Origin of the sequence: Pseudescherichia vulneris (genome assembly GCF_902164725.1) — a bacterium.
Classification (GTDB): Bacteria; Pseudomonadota; Gammaproteobacteria; order Enterobacterales; family Enterobacteriaceae; genus Pseudescherichia; species Pseudescherichia vulneris.
The window spans coordinates 3,335,524-3,349,504 of the sequence record NZ_LR607338.1; the positions used below are offsets into that span (position 1 = coordinate 3,335,524).

At 58.2% G+C, this 13,981-nt stretch carries 12 protein-coding genes and 1 tRNA gene; 4 read left to right on the forward strand and 9 right to left on the reverse strand.

From position 1 onward, the window contains the following. Positions 1-173: 173 nt before the first annotated feature. The 3 genes from FN633_RS13885 to FN633_RS13895 all read right to left on the reverse strand — a co-directional run bounded on the left by FN633_RS13885 (position 174) and on the right by FN633_RS13895 (position 2,329). A tRNA-Pro gene (locus FN633_RS13885) sits at positions 174-250 on the reverse strand. Positions 251-325: 75 nt separating this feature from the next. Next, positions 326-2,083 (reverse strand): LPS biosynthesis-modulating metalloenzyme YejM, encoded by a 1,758-nt coding sequence (yejM, locus tag FN633_RS13890; RefSeq protein WP_154058100.1) that lies wholly within the window; start codon positions 2,081-2,083, stop codon positions 326-328. Positions 2,084-2,101: 18 nt separating this feature from the next. Beyond that, positions 2,102-2,329 carry a YejL family protein gene (locus FN633_RS13895; RefSeq protein ID WP_042389941.1) on the reverse strand — a complete coding sequence of 76 codons (228 nt, stop codon included), beginning with the start codon at positions 2,327-2,329 and terminating at the stop codon, positions 2,102-2,104. 146 nt (positions 2,330-2,475) lie between these two features. Here FN633_RS13895 and yejK point away from each other — a divergent pair, with 146 nt between their 5' ends. Next, positions 2,476-3,483 carry a nucleoid-associated protein YejK gene (gene yejK / locus FN633_RS13900; protein ID WP_154058101.1) on the forward strand — a complete coding sequence of 336 codons (1,008 nt, stop codon included), beginning with the start codon at positions 2,476-2,478 and terminating at the stop codon, positions 3,481-3,483. A 44-nt stretch (positions 3,484-3,527) separates the two neighbouring features. Here yejK and rplY read toward each other — a convergent pair whose 3' ends face one another. Together rplY and radD are read right to left on the reverse strand one after the other, a co-directional pair. After that, the gene (rplY, locus tag FN633_RS13905; RefSeq protein ID WP_042389657.1) at positions 3,528-3,812 is read right to left on the reverse strand and encodes a 50S ribosomal protein L25; all 285 of its coding nucleotides are present in this window, start codon (positions 3,810-3,812) and stop codon (positions 3,528-3,530) included. Positions 3,813-3,934: 122 nt separating this feature from the next. Continuing rightward, on the reverse strand, positions 3,935-5,695 hold the full coding sequence (radD, locus tag FN633_RS13910) for a DNA repair helicase RadD (protein ID WP_154058102.1): 1,761 nt from the start codon (positions 5,693-5,695) through the stop codon (positions 3,935-3,937). A 152-nt stretch (positions 5,696-5,847) separates the two neighbouring features. On the opposite strand from radD, the gene rsuA reads away from it, so the two are divergent. From rsuA to FN633_RS13925, 3 genes are all read left to right on the forward strand, one after another. Further along, positions 5,848-6,555: a 16S rRNA pseudouridine(516) synthase RsuA gene (rsuA, locus tag FN633_RS13915; RefSeq protein ID WP_154058103.1), complete on the forward strand. Its 708-nt coding sequence runs from the start codon at positions 5,848-5,850 to the stop codon at positions 6,553-6,555. 16 nt (positions 6,556-6,571) lie between these two features. Continuing rightward, entirely contained in the window at positions 6,572-7,762 is a 1,191-nt protein-coding gene (locus FN633_RS13920) for a Bcr/CflA family multidrug efflux MFS transporter (protein WP_154058104.1), read from the forward strand. Positions 7,763-8,091: 329 nt separating this feature from the next. After that, positions 8,092-8,436, forward strand: coding sequence for a YejG family protein (locus FN633_RS13925; protein WP_154058105.1), 345 nt, complete (start codon positions 8,092-8,094; stop codon positions 8,434-8,436). Positions 8,437-8,439: 3 nt separating this feature from the next. On the opposite strand, the gene yejF is transcribed toward FN633_RS13925, so the two are convergent. Genes yejF through FN633_RS13945 form a run of 4 tightly spaced genes read right to left on the reverse strand, consistent with a single transcriptional unit; the run spans position 8,440 to position 13,971 of the window. Further along, a complete protein-coding gene (gene yejF / locus FN633_RS13930; RefSeq protein WP_154058106.1) occupies positions 8,440-10,026 on the reverse strand; it encodes a microcin C ABC transporter ATP-binding protein YejF in 1,587 nt (528 codons plus the stop codon). Position 10,027: 1 nt separating this feature from the next. Further along, positions 10,028-11,053 (reverse strand): microcin C ABC transporter permease, encoded by a 1,026-nt coding sequence (locus FN633_RS13935; RefSeq protein WP_154058107.1) that lies wholly within the window; start codon positions 11,051-11,053, stop codon positions 10,028-10,030. Beyond that, the gene (locus FN633_RS13940) at positions 11,053-12,147 is read right to left on the reverse strand and encodes a microcin C ABC transporter permease YejB (protein WP_154058108.1); all 1,095 of its coding nucleotides are present in this window, start codon (positions 12,145-12,147) and stop codon (positions 11,053-11,055) included. Before FN633_RS13940 ends, FN633_RS13935 begins: the two co-directional genes overlap by 1 nt. A gap of 15 nt (positions 12,148-12,162) precedes the next feature. After that, positions 12,163-13,971 (reverse strand): extracellular solute-binding protein, encoded by a 1,809-nt coding sequence (locus FN633_RS13945; protein ID WP_154058109.1) that lies wholly within the window; start codon positions 13,969-13,971, stop codon positions 12,163-12,165. Between the last annotated feature and the right edge of the window lie 10 nt (positions 13,972-13,981).

A 13,981-nucleotide genomic window follows, 5' to 3' on the forward strand; every position in this document is an offset into this window, starting at 1 on the left:
CCGTTATCGGGCCGGTTTTCGCGCTGATAAATGCTGTAGAAAGGGACGACGACTGCCCGGTGCTGTAAGGTAATTTGACGGGGGTTTCACCCCCATTTTACCCCAACAGTACCCCAGCCGAATTTAAGGCATAAAAAAACCAGCCGTAAGAGGCTGGTTCTTCTGGGATTTTTTGGTCGGCACGAGAGGATTTGAACCTCCGACCCCCGACACCCCATGACGGTGCGCTACCAGGCTGCGCTACGTGCCGATCTGTGGCGCTAATACTACCCTTTTCATCACCGATTGCAAGCGCTGGCAAACTGACTGATTTATAATTAATCAATCAGTTAGCGATAAAGCGTTTTTCATCCGTTAGCACCTGCAATAGCAGGCTGAGCTGTGGTTTTTGATCGCCGATCTTCTCACCTTTCAGATCGTAAGTCTGATAGGTGCCGTTGTGCTTCAGCACCAGCGTCATCTCCGGCGTCGTGACCGCCAGCGTATTGTTATCTGCGGCGGTAACCCAGTTATGGCGGCGCGCGGCGTTAAACAGATCCTGACCCTGAGAGTACTCGTTCGCTGGGGTGCTGACGTGCAGCAGACGCTGCATCAGCGTGGTCATGACATCTTTATGATCGGTCAGCTTGCTGATGCGCTGGGCAGGCGTGCCTGGCCAGTGGATCACCAGCGGCACGTGCAGATCGCCCCGTGACCAGCCCTCGTCCATTTCACTGTTCCCAGTGGCAACGCCGTGGCCTGCGGTGACGATCACCACCGTTTTATCCAGCTTGCCGGCATCGCGCAGGGCGGTCAGCACGCGCGCTATCTGTGCATCGACGTTACCCGCGGCCTGAGCATAGCGGCGATCGGCGTCCTGCCGCGTAGCATCCAGCGACGTGCCGTTAAACGACACCCACGAGAACCAGCGGTTATCTTCCTGCGCGTAGCGATCCAGCCAGTTAATCCACTGATCGGCGGTCTGCTTATCGGACTGCGCCTTCGCGGCGGGCAGAGAGAAGTCAGAGAGCAGGGCCTGGCGATAGAGCGAACTGCTGAAACCGTCCGAGGAGAAGAGGCCCAGCTGATAGCCCTGCTGATTAAGCGCGGTCACCAGCGCCGCCGGAATACGCGCCGACAGCACCCCGTCCATATAGGAGGGCGAAATACCGTAGAACAGGCCAAAGAGACCATTATCGGTCTCGTTACCGGCGCTCATATGCTGGGTAAAGGTGATGTTCTCTGCGGCAAAGCCCGCCAGCGACGGCATCTCTTTTTCGTAGCGCGAATAGTTTAACGCGTCGACGGTGATCAGCAGTACGTTTTGTCCCGGCCCCATATCACGGTAGCGCAGATCGCTCAGCGGATACTGGACCGAAACCGCCTCCGGGTTCCCCTGTTCAACCAGTCGGCGCTGATACTCCTGCGCATCCAGCAGGCCATGCTTCTCCAGGAACCGACGCGCGGTCATCGGGTAGGAGAGCGGCAGGTTAGCGCGCTGCATAGTGATCGGCCGGTAGAAGTTCGCGTCGGCCCAGATATAGGTCAGGTGCGAGGCGATAAAGGCGGTAAAGAACAGGGCGGCCACCGGCTTAGCGTAGCGACGACGGCGCGTCAGGCTGCGCAGCTTCTGCCAGCTCCAGTTGGCAAACAGCAGCTCCACCAGCAGGATCACCGGCACGCTGATAAACATCAGCTGCCAGTCGCGGGCCATCTCGTTCTGGTCCGGGTTGATCACCAGCTCCCAGACGATGGGGTTCAGGTGCAGGTGGAAACGGGTAAAGACTTCGCTGTCGATCAGCAGCAGCGTCATGCCGATAGTGGCCAGCACGGCGGAGAACGCACGCATCAGCCGCTGCGACATCACTACAAAGGTCAGCGGGAAGAGGATCAGCAGATAGGTAGCAAACACCACAAAGCTGAAGTGGCCGATGACGCTCAGCCAGGAGTAGATCCTGCCGCCAAGCGTGGTCGGCCAGTCGGCGACGAACAGGTAACGACTGCCAAGAACCATGGCCAACAGAATGTTGAACAGGGCAAACCAGTGCCCCCAGCTAACCATCTGGGAGACTTTTTCTCGGTAGCGTTGACGATGAGTCACCATAAAATGCCGTCGTTGTCCTTAATGCGCTTTATCGTCAGCCACGGAGGACTGCAACGCCTGAGCGAAGGATTTCGCAATAGCCTGCCGCTGTGCCGGGGCAACGCTGGTGTTGATCAGGTTGGTGACCATGTTTCCCAGCACCATCAGGGAGAGATCGGTCGGAACCTTGTGTTTTTCCAGCACGTTCGCCAGCTCGCTCAGGAGTTGTTCAACGTGTTCATCACTATAACGGGAAATTTGTGGCATAAAATCAGAATCAGTCTCTTTATGAAAGGGCAACATAGTACCGTAGCAACAGCTTTTTTTCTGCTTTTTTATCTCTGGTTTGATCTCTGGTTGCGCTGTTACCTCTGCGGTGGTTGAATACCGCCGGTCTAACAGGAGAGTTTATCATGAGTCTGGATATCAACCAGATTGCCCTGCACCAGCTTATCAAGCGTGATGAGCAAACCCTTGAGCTGGTGCTGCGCGATTCATTACTGGAGCCGACGGCCACCGTTGTAGAGATGATGGCCGAGCTGCACCGGGTCTACAGTGCAAAAAATAAAGCCTACGGCCTGTTTAGCGAAGAGAGCGAGCTGGCCGAGACGCTGCGTCAGCAGCGCCAGGGCAACGACGATTTCCTCGCCTTTAGCCGGGCGGCGACCGGACGCCTGCGCGACGAGCTGGCAAAATACCCCTTTGCCGACGGCGGTATCGTGCTGTTCTGCCACTATCGCTACCTGGCGGTGGAGTATCTGCTGGTGGCGGTGCTGAACAACCTCAGCAGCATGCGCGTCAACGAGCAGCTTGATATTAGCTCAACCCACTATCTCGATATTAACCATGCCGATATCGTGGCGCGGATCGATCTCACCGAGTGGGAGACCAATCCAGAGTCGACCCGCTACCTGACCTTCCTGAAGGGCAGGGTAGGGCGCAAGGTCGCCGACTTCTTTATGGATTTCCTCGGGGCCAGCGAGGGGCTGAACGCCAAAGCGCAGAACCGCGGCCTGTTGCAGGCGGTGGACGACTTTACCGCCGAGGCGCAGCTCGATAAAGCCGAGCGCCAGAGCGTGCGTCAGCAGGTCTACAGCTACTGCAACGAGCAGCTACAGGCGGGAGAAGAGATTGAACTGGCGTCGCTGTCGAAAGAGCTGGGGGGCGTCAGCGAGGTAAGCTTCCAGGAGTTTACCGCGGATAAAGGCTACGAGCTGGAGGAGAGTTTCCCGGCGGATCGCAGCACCCTGCGTCAGCTGACCAAGTACGCCGGCAGCGGCGGCGGGTTAACCATTAACTTTGATGCGATGCTGCTCGGCGAGCGTATTTTCTGGGATCCGGCAACGGATACTCTGACCATCAAGGTGACGCCGCCGAACCTGCGCGATCAGCTTCAGCGCAGAACATCCGGTAAGTCATAACAAAAAACCCCGCCGAAGCGGGGTTTTTTTCAACACGTAAGCGATTAAGCGCGAACGAAGTCGATGTGAGACAGTTTAGGTTTGTACGGGTGACGCTGTACAGCCTGAACTTTAACTTTTACTTCAGTACCGTCAACAACCAGAGTCAGAACTTCGCCGTAAAAACCTTCTTTAGCCTGCATGTTCATAACTTTGTCGTGATCCAGTTCGATAGCGATCGGGGCTTCAGTGCCACCGTAAACGATCGCCGGGAACTTGTTCGCGGTACGCAGGCGGCGGCTCGCACCCTTACCCTGCTCTTTACGTGCTTGTGCTTCGATAGTGAACATATCAATTTCTCTTCAATAATTCCTGCTACAGGCGACCCAGCAGCAGGCAGATTTCTGGCTTTACGGATGTAAAGCGGGCGATATAGTAGCCCTGAATCGCTTTTTCTTCAACGAAAAGTACGCTAACCGCGCAATTCGTTTGCCCGGCGGAAGCGGCCTTCATAATCAAACACCTTCTCCCGCACCTGCCAGTACTGGCCCTTCAGGCGCGCCACGACAAAATCAGGGTGGCGCAGTAGCGCCTGCTGGGCTTTGATATCGGCGGCCACGATCCAGCGCAGCGGCACGCCGGGGGTGCGAGTGTGCGGGCGGATAAAGAGCTGCTCAAAGGCGGTACGCTGGGCAGGGGTATGCAGGCGGAAGCGCTCGCTGACGTCGGCCCCGTCCTCGTCGTAGTAGGTGATCTTCAGCCACTCGCCTTTATCGTCCGCGCCGTGCTGCAAATCCATGCCGCTGCAGCGCAGTACCAGGGCATCCTTCAGCTTCAGCGCCGCCTTCAGCATATCGTCTGGATCCACCAGCACGGTGTCGCACTCCCGGCAGCGGCGGGCGGCAATGTCGTTTTCGGCATTGCACTGGGGACAGTTTTTAAAGCGGAAGCGGTAGCTGCACTGCTCCCGATGGCCCTCGTCATCCTCAAAAAAGCCCTGGCAGCGGCGACCAAAGTGCTCAATTAAGGTGCCGTCAGCAGCCATCTTGCCCCAGAAGGTATTAGCAAAACCGCAGTCAGGGCAGAAGACCTGCACCGGCACGTTATCACTTTTCCCTTTTGGCTCTCCGACCTCCGGGGCATAGAGATCGTGCGGGTTACCGGCATAGTCGAGGATCAGGCAGTCGATCTTACCCGGCGCAAGACGCAGGCCGCGGCCGACAATCTGCTGATAGAGGCTGACGGACTCCGTCGGGCGCAGAATGGCGATCAGATCCACGTGCGGCGCATCGAAGCCGGTGGTCAATACCGAGACGTTCACCAGATAGCGAAAACGCTTACATTTGAACTCCTCGATCAGCGCATCGCGCTCGGGGCCCGGCGTCTCGCCGGTGATCAGCGCTGCCTCGCCGGCAGGCAGTAGGCCGGTGACCTCCCGGGCATGCTCCACGGTGGCGGCAAAGATCATCACCCCCTGGCGCTCGGCGGCAAACTCGACGATCTGGCTGACGATGTGCGGGGTAATACGCTGCTGCTTTTTCAGCTCGCGGTTGAGATCCGCCTCGCTGAACAGGCCGCTGCTCTGGGGCTGCAACCGGCTAAAGTCATACTGCACGATGGGCATATCCAGCCGCTCGGGAGGCGTCAGGTAGCCGTGCTTGATCATATAGCGCAGCGGCAGCTCATAGATGCAGTCGCGAAACAGCGCCTTCTCGTTGCCGCGCACCATCCCGTGGTAGTGAAACTGGTAGATCCACCCTTTGCCGAGGCGGAATGGCGTGGCGGTCAGGCCCAGCAGGCGCAGGCGGGGGTTGACCTTAGAGAGATGGGTCAGGATCTGCTGATACTGGCTCTCGTCATCATCGCTGATGCGGTGGCACTCGTCGACGATCAGCAGGGAGAACTCCCCCTGGAAATGGTCAAGATTGCGCGCGACCGACTGCACGCTGCCAAACACCACCTTGCCGTGGCTCTCTTTGCGCTTCAGCCCGGCGGCGTAGATATCCGCCTCCAGCCCCAGCGCCAGATATTTGGCATGGTTCTGCGCCACCAGCTCTTTGACATGAGCGAGCACCAGCACGCGGCCACGGGCCACGCGGGCAAGCTCGGCGATCACCAGGCTTTTGCCCGCGCCGGTAGGCAGGACGATAACCGCTGGTTCATGGCGATGGCGAAAGTGGGCGAGGGTGGCGTTTACCGCATCTCGTTGATAGGGGCGTAGCGTAAAGGTCATTGTCTCTCGGCGTTCATTAGTCTGCTCATATTATGCCACGATATTTTCGCTTGAGCGCTGCTGATACACCGTTATACTGAGAGATTCACAATTGCTTCTTTTTTTCGGACTTTTGTCCGACTCCAGCACTCTTTACAGGCAAATAAGACTTCATGCGACTTGATAAGTTTATCGCTCAGCAACTCGGCGTCAGCCGGGCTATTGCCGGGCGTGAAATCCGCGGCAGCCGCGTTACCGTGGATGGCGATATTGTTAGAAACGCCGCCTTCAAACTTCTGCCCGAGCACGAGGTAGAGTACGACGGCAATACCCTCGTACAGCAGACCGGCCCGCGCTACTTTATGCTGCATAAGCCGCAGGGGTACGTCTGTTCCACCGACGATCCCGATCACCCGACGGTACTCTACTTCCTTGACGAGCCGGTGGCCCATAAGCTGCATGCCGCCGGACGGCTGGATATCGATACCACCGGACTGGTGCTGATGACCGACGACGGCCAGTGGTCACATCGCATCACCTCTCCGCGTCACCACTGCGAGAAAACCTACCTGGTAACGCTGGAGTCGCCGGTTAGCGAGGACACTGCCGCGCAGTTCGCGAAAGGCGTTCAGCTGCATAACGAGCCCGATCTGACCAAGCCCGCCGTGCTGGAGGTGATCACCCCCACCGAGGTGCGTCTGACCATCAGCGAGGGGCGCTACCACCAGGTTAAGCGCATGTTTGCTGCGGTAGGTAACCATGTTGTTGGCCTGCACCGCGAGCGCATCGGAGAGATTGTTCTCGACGCTGACCTGGCCCCGGGCGAGTACCGTCCGTTGACCGAAGAAGAGATCGCCAGCGTTAGCTTAACGTCCCGCTAAATCCCAGGAGCCCGTAGTGACCACCAGGCAGCACTCTTCCCTGCGCATTGTCTTTATTCTTGGCCTGCTGGCCATGCTGATGCCGCTCTCGATCGATATGTATCTGCCCGCGCTGCCGGTGATTGCCCAGCAGTTTGGCGTCCCGGCCGGTAGCGCCCAGATGACCCTGAGCACCTATATTCTTGGCTTTGCGCTGGGTCAGCTGCTCTACGGTCCCATGGCGGACAGCATTGGCCGCAAGCCGGTGATCCTCGGCGGCACCCTGATTTTTGCCGCAGCGGCAGGCGCCTGCGCGCTGGCCCAGAGTATCGATCAGCTTATCACCCTGCGTTTTTTCCACGGTCTGGCAGCTGCGGCAGCAAGCGTGGTGATCAACGCCCTGATGCGCGATATCTATCCGAAAGAGGAGTTCTCGCGGATGATGTCGTTTGTCATGCTGGTGACCACCGTTGCACCGCTGCTGGCCCCGATGATCGGCGGTGCGGTGCTGGTCTGGTTAAGCTGGCACGCTATCTTCTGGATCCTGGCGATCGCCGCCCTGCTGGCCTCGCTGATGATCTTCTTCTTTATCAGCGAGACGCTGCCGGTAGAGCGACGTCAGCCGTTTCACATTCGTACCACCCTGGGTAACTTCGCGACGCTGTTTCGCCACAAGCGGGTGCTGAGCTATATGCTTGCAAGCGGTTTCAGCTTCGCGGGCATGTTCTCGTTCTTAAGCGCCGGGCCATTTGTCTACATTGAGCTGAACCACGTTCTGCCGCAGAACTTTGGCTACTACTTCGCGCTGAATATCGTCTTCCTGTTTATCATGACCATTATCAATGGTCGATTTGTGCGGCGGGTAGGGGCGCTAAGGATGTTCCGTGCCGGGCTGTGGATCCAGTTCGTGATGGCGCTGTGGATGGTGCTGAGTGCCGCGTTTGACGTGGGCTTCTGGGCGCTGGTCGTGGGCGTCGCCGCTTTTGTCGGTTGCGTCTCGCTGGTGGCCTCAAACGCGATGGCGGTGATTCTGGATGAGTTTCCACACATGGCGGGTACCGCTTCGTCGCTGGCGGGAACGTTCCGCTTTGGTATCGGTGCCATTGTAGGCGCGCTGCTCTCTCTCGCGACCTTTAACAGTGCCTGGCCAATGATCTGGTCTATCGCCTTCTGCGCAACCAGCTCCATTCTCTTCTATCTCTACGCCAGCCGTCCTAAGCGCGGCTAGCGCCTCTCTTTAAGGGGCAAAACTGCCCCTTCATTGATACACATCATCACAATCTATTGTGAGATTGCTATCATTTGTTTCTTTTATGTAAAATCCATTTGTGTAAATGTCACACTGTTGTAGTTAAAAAGGTTGAGTTAGATCGCAGAAACGGGTAAATATACCCCCAAAAGGTGAGGTAAGGCATCATCCACCCACCCTAATAATGAGGCTGCTAACCTTGTAAATTCAAGGATGTAAGCGGTTACTGCGTCGTGACAGGCAGAAATGTCAATGATGTGTTAATATTGATGTAAATGAATTGTGAAGTGATTGCTTCGGGGAAGAACATGAATAGCTTAAATCTCTCTATTGTGCATCGGTTACCCCAAAGTTACCGCTGGCTGGCAGGCGCTGCCGGCTCGCAAGTCGAACCGATCCCATCTAACGGCCAGAGCGGTGACAACTGTCTGGTGGCGTTAAAGCTGCTGAGCCCGGACGGCGATAAAGCCTGGCCGGTGATGCACAAGCTTAGCCAGGCGCTAAACGATATCGAAGTCGACTGCTCCGTGCTGGAGTGTGAAGGCGAGCCGTGCCTGTTTGTAAATAGGCAAGATGAATTTGCCGCCACCTGCCGCCTGAAAAACTTTGGCGTGGCGATTGCCGAGCCGTTTGCCAGCACTGCACCGTTCTAAATGCTAGCTCAGCGCTAGCAGCTGGCGCGTATAGTCGTTCTGCGGATCGGCAAACACGCGCTGGCACTCTCCCTGCTCAACCACTTCACCCTGCCGCAGAATAATCACCTGGTGACACAGCGACCGCACCACCTGCAGATCGTGACTGATAAACAGATAGGCCAGCCGATGCTTCTCCTGCAACGACTTCAGCAGAGCGAGGATCTGTGCCTGCACGGTGCGATCCAGCGACGAAGTAGGCTCATCCAGCACGATCAGCTCCGGCTGTAAAATGAGCGCCCGGGCGATGGCGATCCGCTGACGCTGGCCGCCGGAGAACTCCGCCGGGTAGCGGTGGCGAGTTTCAGGATCGAGTCCCACCTCCTGCATCACCGCAATCACCCGCTCCTCGCGCGCCTGCGGCGTCAGCGCAGGCTGATGCACGCGCAGCCCCTCCTCAATAATCTGCTGCACGTCGAGGCGGGGGTTAAGCGAGGAGTTGGGATCCTGAAAAACCACCTGCATCCGGTGACGCACCGGCAGCATCTGCTTCCGCGCCCACTGATGCAGCGGCTGACCGTCAAAGTTAATTGTCCCCTGCGAGGCGATCAGGCGCAGCAGCGCCAACCCGGTGGTGCTCTTGCCCGAACCGGACTCGCCCACCAGGCCCAGGGTTTCCCCTGCCCGCAGGGTAAAGCTCAGATCCTTAACCACCGACTTATGGCCGACGACGCGCTTAAAAAGTCCCTTACGCAGCGGGAAGGCGACCCCGAGACGATCCACCTCCAACAGCGGCGGGGCATCGGACGGCAACGGAACCGGCTCGCCCGCTGGCTCGCTATTTAGCAGGCGCTGGGTATAAGCGTGCTGCGGGGCGCTAAACAGCGTTGCCGCTCGGTTCTGCTCGACGCAGCGGCCGTTATGCATCACCGCCACGCTGTCCGCCAGCCTGCGCACAATATTGAGGTTATGGGTGATAAACAGCAGGCCCATGTTTAGCTCATCACGCAGCTCGCGCAGCAGCTGTAGAATTTGCGCCTGCACCGCCACGTCCAGCGCGGTGGTAGGTTCATCGGCAATAAGCAGTTCTGGGCGGGTCAGCAGCGCCATGGCAATCATCACCCGCTGGCGCTCACCGCCGGAGAGCTGGTGCGGGAAATCGCCCAGCCGCGTGCGGGCGTTACGGATCCCTACGCGATCGAGACAGGTGAGGATCTCAGCGCGCGCCGCCTCCCGCCGCATGCCGCGATGCAGGGAGAGTACCTCATAGAGCTGCTTCTCCAGGGTATGCAGCGGATTAAGCGATACCATCGGCTCCTGGAAAATCATGGCAATCTTATTCCCGCGCACGCCGCGCAGGGTCTGCTCGCTGGCGTGGAGCAGCGATTCGCCATGAAAGCGGATATCGCCGCTGGGGTAGACCACCGGCGGGGAGGGGAGCAGGCGCAGGATCGACAGAGCGCTAACGCTTTTGCCGGAGCCGGACTCGCCGACCAGCGCCAGGGTCTCACCGGCCTCAACCTGGAGCGACAGATCGCTGACCACGGTACGCAGCTGGTCCTGATGACGGAAGGCGACCGAAAGCGAATCAATGGTGAGGAGGGGAGTCATATCAGAGCGCCTTGTTGGGATCAAACGCGTCGCGCACGGCTTCGCCAATAAAGATCAGCAGCGAAAGCAGCACCGCCACCGACAGGAAGGCGGCAATACCCAGCCACGGAGCCTGCAAATTATTTTTACCCTGTAACAGCAGCTCTCCCAGCGAAGGCGACCCCAGCGGCAGGCCAAAGCCGAGAAAGTCGAGCGAGGTCAGGGTAGTGATGGAGCCGCAGAGAATAAAGGGCAGGAAGGTGAGGGTGGCCACCATGGCGTTCGGCAGCATATGGCGGAAGATAATTCCGCGATCGCTCACCCCCAGCGCCTGCGCCGCGCGGATATAGTCAAAGTTGCGGGTGCGCAGGAATTCCGCCCGCACCACGCCCACCAGGCTCATCCAGCCGAAGATCACCGTGATCGCCAGCAGCCACCAGAAGTTTGGCTGGATCACGCTGGAGAGCAGGATGATCAGAAACAGCGTCGGCATCCCCGACCAGACCTCAATAAAACGCTGGCCCCAGAGGTCGATTTTACCCCCGTAGTAGCCCTGTAACGCTCCGGCCAGCACGCCAACCACGCTGGAGCAGAGGGTCAGCATCAGGCCAAACAGCACCGAGATCCGCGTTCCGTAGAGGATGCGCGCCAGCACGTCGCTGCCGTTGGCATCGGTTCCTAGCCAGTTCTGCGCCGAAGGGGGGGAGGGGAAAGGCGTGTCGGTCGCAAAGTTAATGCTGGTGGCCCCAAAGCGGATCGGGGCCCATAGCGCCCAGCCGTGAGTCGCAATCTGCTGTTGTAGCCACGGATCCTGATAATCGGCTGGGGTGGCAAACTCGCCGCCAAACGCGGTCTCGCTGTAATCCTTGAACACCGGGGCATACCAACGATCCTGATAATGCACCAGCAGCGGCTTATCGTTAGCGATAAGCTCTGAGCCGAGGCTGAGGACGAAAATCACCGCAAAGATCCACAGCGACCAATAGCCGCGGCGGTTATGGCGAAAGCGCGCCCAGCGGGCCTGGTTGACGTGGCTTAATCGACGCATCAGCGACCCTCAAAATCGATACGCGGATCGACCAGCGTATAGCTGATATCGCTCAGGATATTCAGCAGCAGACCAATCAGCGTGAAAATATAGAGCGTACCAAACATCACCGGATAGTCTCGCGACACGGTCGCCTCATAGCCCAGCAGGCCAAGGCCGTTGAGGGAGAACATCACCTCAATCAGCAGCGAGCCGGTAAAAAACATGCTGATAAAGGTGGCCGGGAAACCGGCGATCACCAGCAGCATGGCGTTACGGAAGACGTGGTTACGTAAGATCGCCCGCTCGCTTACCCCTTTCGCCCGGGCGGTCACCACATACTGCTTGCGGATCTCATCAAGAAACGAATTTTTAGTCAGCATGGTCAGCGCCGCGAAGCCGCCGATCACCGTCGCCAGCACCGGCAGGGTAATATGCCACAGGTAGTCGGTTATTTTTTGATACCAGGGCAGGGCGTCAAAGTTGGCGGATACCAGCCCGCGCAGCGGGAAGAGATCGTAGTAGCTGCCGCCTGCAAACAGCACAATCAGCAGGATAGCGAACAGAAAGGCAGGAATAGCGTAGCCGATAATGATAAACGCGCTGCTCCAGATATCGAAGCGGCTGCCGTTGTAGACCGCTTTGCGGATCCCCAGCGGAATCGACACCAGATAGATAATCAGCGTTCCCCACAGCCCGAGGGTAATAGAGACCGGCATGCTGTCTTTGATTAGCTGTAGCACCGAGGCGCTGCGAAACAGGCTATCGCCAAAGTCAAAGCGCACGTAGTTCCACAGCATGGTGAAGTAGCGTTCGTATAGCGGCTTATCAAAGCCGTAGCGTTTGGTGATCTCGGCGATCACCTCCGGATCCAGCCCGCGTGCGCCGCGATACTGCCCTTCACCCACGTTGCCGACCCCTGTACGGGCGTGGGTTGCGCCCATGCCTTCTCCGCCACCGCCCGGCATGCCGCCCTGTTGTCCGAACTCAATGGCGGCAATCGCCTGGTCCACCGGCCCGCCGGGCGCGATTTGGACAATAAAAAAGTTGATGGTGATGATCGCCCACAGGGTGGGGATCACCAGCAGTAGGCGGCGGATAAGATAGGCACCCATCGTCTCGTGTACTCCTTAGCGCCTGTCGGCAGGCAGTTTTGCCGCTTTATTTACGTCGTACCACCAGGTATCAAACCCGAGGGAGTAGATCGGGCGTACTTCGGGCATGGAGAACTTATCCCAGTACGCAAGGCGATCGGCCGCCATAAACCACATCGGCAGCATGTAGTAGTTCCAGGTCAGGACGCGATCCAGCGCGCGCCCGAGCGGCACAAGCTTCTCTTTATTCCCCTGGTTGGCAACGATCTGCCCCAGCAGGGCGTCGATCACCGGGCTGCTGACGCCTGGCGTATTATAGGTCGAATCAAGGTATTGCGACCCCCAGGAGATTTGCAGGTCGGTACCGGGCCACGGCGTAGCGCGCACGGTGCGTGGCATCATATCAAAGTCGCGGCTGCGCAGACGATTGGTCAGCTGGGAGTTATCCACCTGGCGAACGTTCATGACGATCCCGAGACGCTGCAAACTGTGCTGAAACGGCATTACCCACAGATTGTTGGCCCCGGCAGGCAGCAGCAGCTCAAAGCTAAAGGGTTTGCCGGTTTTAGCGTTCACTCGCTTCTGCTTTTTCAGCACCCAGCCCGCGTCATCCAGCAGCGTGCTGGCCTTCAGCAGGTTAGCACGGTCGAAGCCGTTACCCTTTGACACCGGCGGCTGATAGATCTGAGTAAACACTTCCGGCGGCAGGTCAGCCTTCATCGGGGCGAGCAGGGTGAGCTCTGCCGCATCCGGATAACCGCGCGCGGCGTACTCGGTATTCTGGAAATAGCTGTTGGTGCGGCTGTAGGCGTTATAGAACAGCGCCTTGTTCATCCACTCAAAGTCAAAGGCGAGGGTAAGCGCCTCGCGTACGCGGCGGTCACTAAACAGCGGGCGCTGGTTATTGAACGCCAGCCAGCGCGTATCCTGTGCCGATTCGTTCTTCAGCTCCTGCTTAACAATCTGGTGATTGCTGAAGTTTTTGCCGCTGTAGCGGGTGGCCCAGTTTTTGGCATCGCCCTCGGTACGCATGTCGAATGCGCCAGCCTTAAAGGCTTCAAAGGCGACGTTATCGTCGAGATAGTAGTCGTAGCGGATCGAATCGAAATTCCAGCGGCCGCGGTTAACCGGCAGATTAGCTCCCCAGTAGTCCTTCACCCGGCTGTAGACGATATACTGGCCCATGCGCCACGTGGTAATGCGGTACGGCCCGCTGCCCAGCGGCGGAGTGGCGAGGGGATCGCTGAGCTTGTGATCTTTCCAGAACTTTTCCGGCATCACCGGGAGGGTGAGCAGGCTGAGCATATCCTCTTTGCCCGGCTTCGCCAGCTTGATGCGCACCGTGAGCGGGGCGATAGCTTCCATCGTTGTGCCTTTATAGATCAGGCGAAACTGCGGCACCCCTTCGGTCATAAATTTATGGAAGGTGAAGGCGACGTCGCGGGCGGTAATGGGCGAACCGTCGTGAAAGGTGGCGCGGGGATTGAGCGCGATCTCCATCCACGAATAGTCATCGGCATAGCGTGCGACCTCAGCAATCAGCGGATAGTAGCTGCCGGGTTCATCGTCGGAGGTGGTGTAGAGCGAGTCATAGAGCGACTCGGTGCGCACGCCGGCATTGCCGCGCAGGGCAAAACGGTTGAAGTTATCGAACGTGCCAATCACCGACAGCGTAACGTTGCCGCCTTTGGGGGCCGCCGGGTTCACATAGTCAAAATGGGTAAAGTCGATAGCGTATTTCGGTTCGCCAATCACGGCGAAGGCATAGTTCTCTTTAATAGCCTGTGCCTGGCAAGTAAAGCAGATCAGGGCCAACAGCAGAGCAGAGAGGCGCGCAAACGTCATCAGGCAGTGT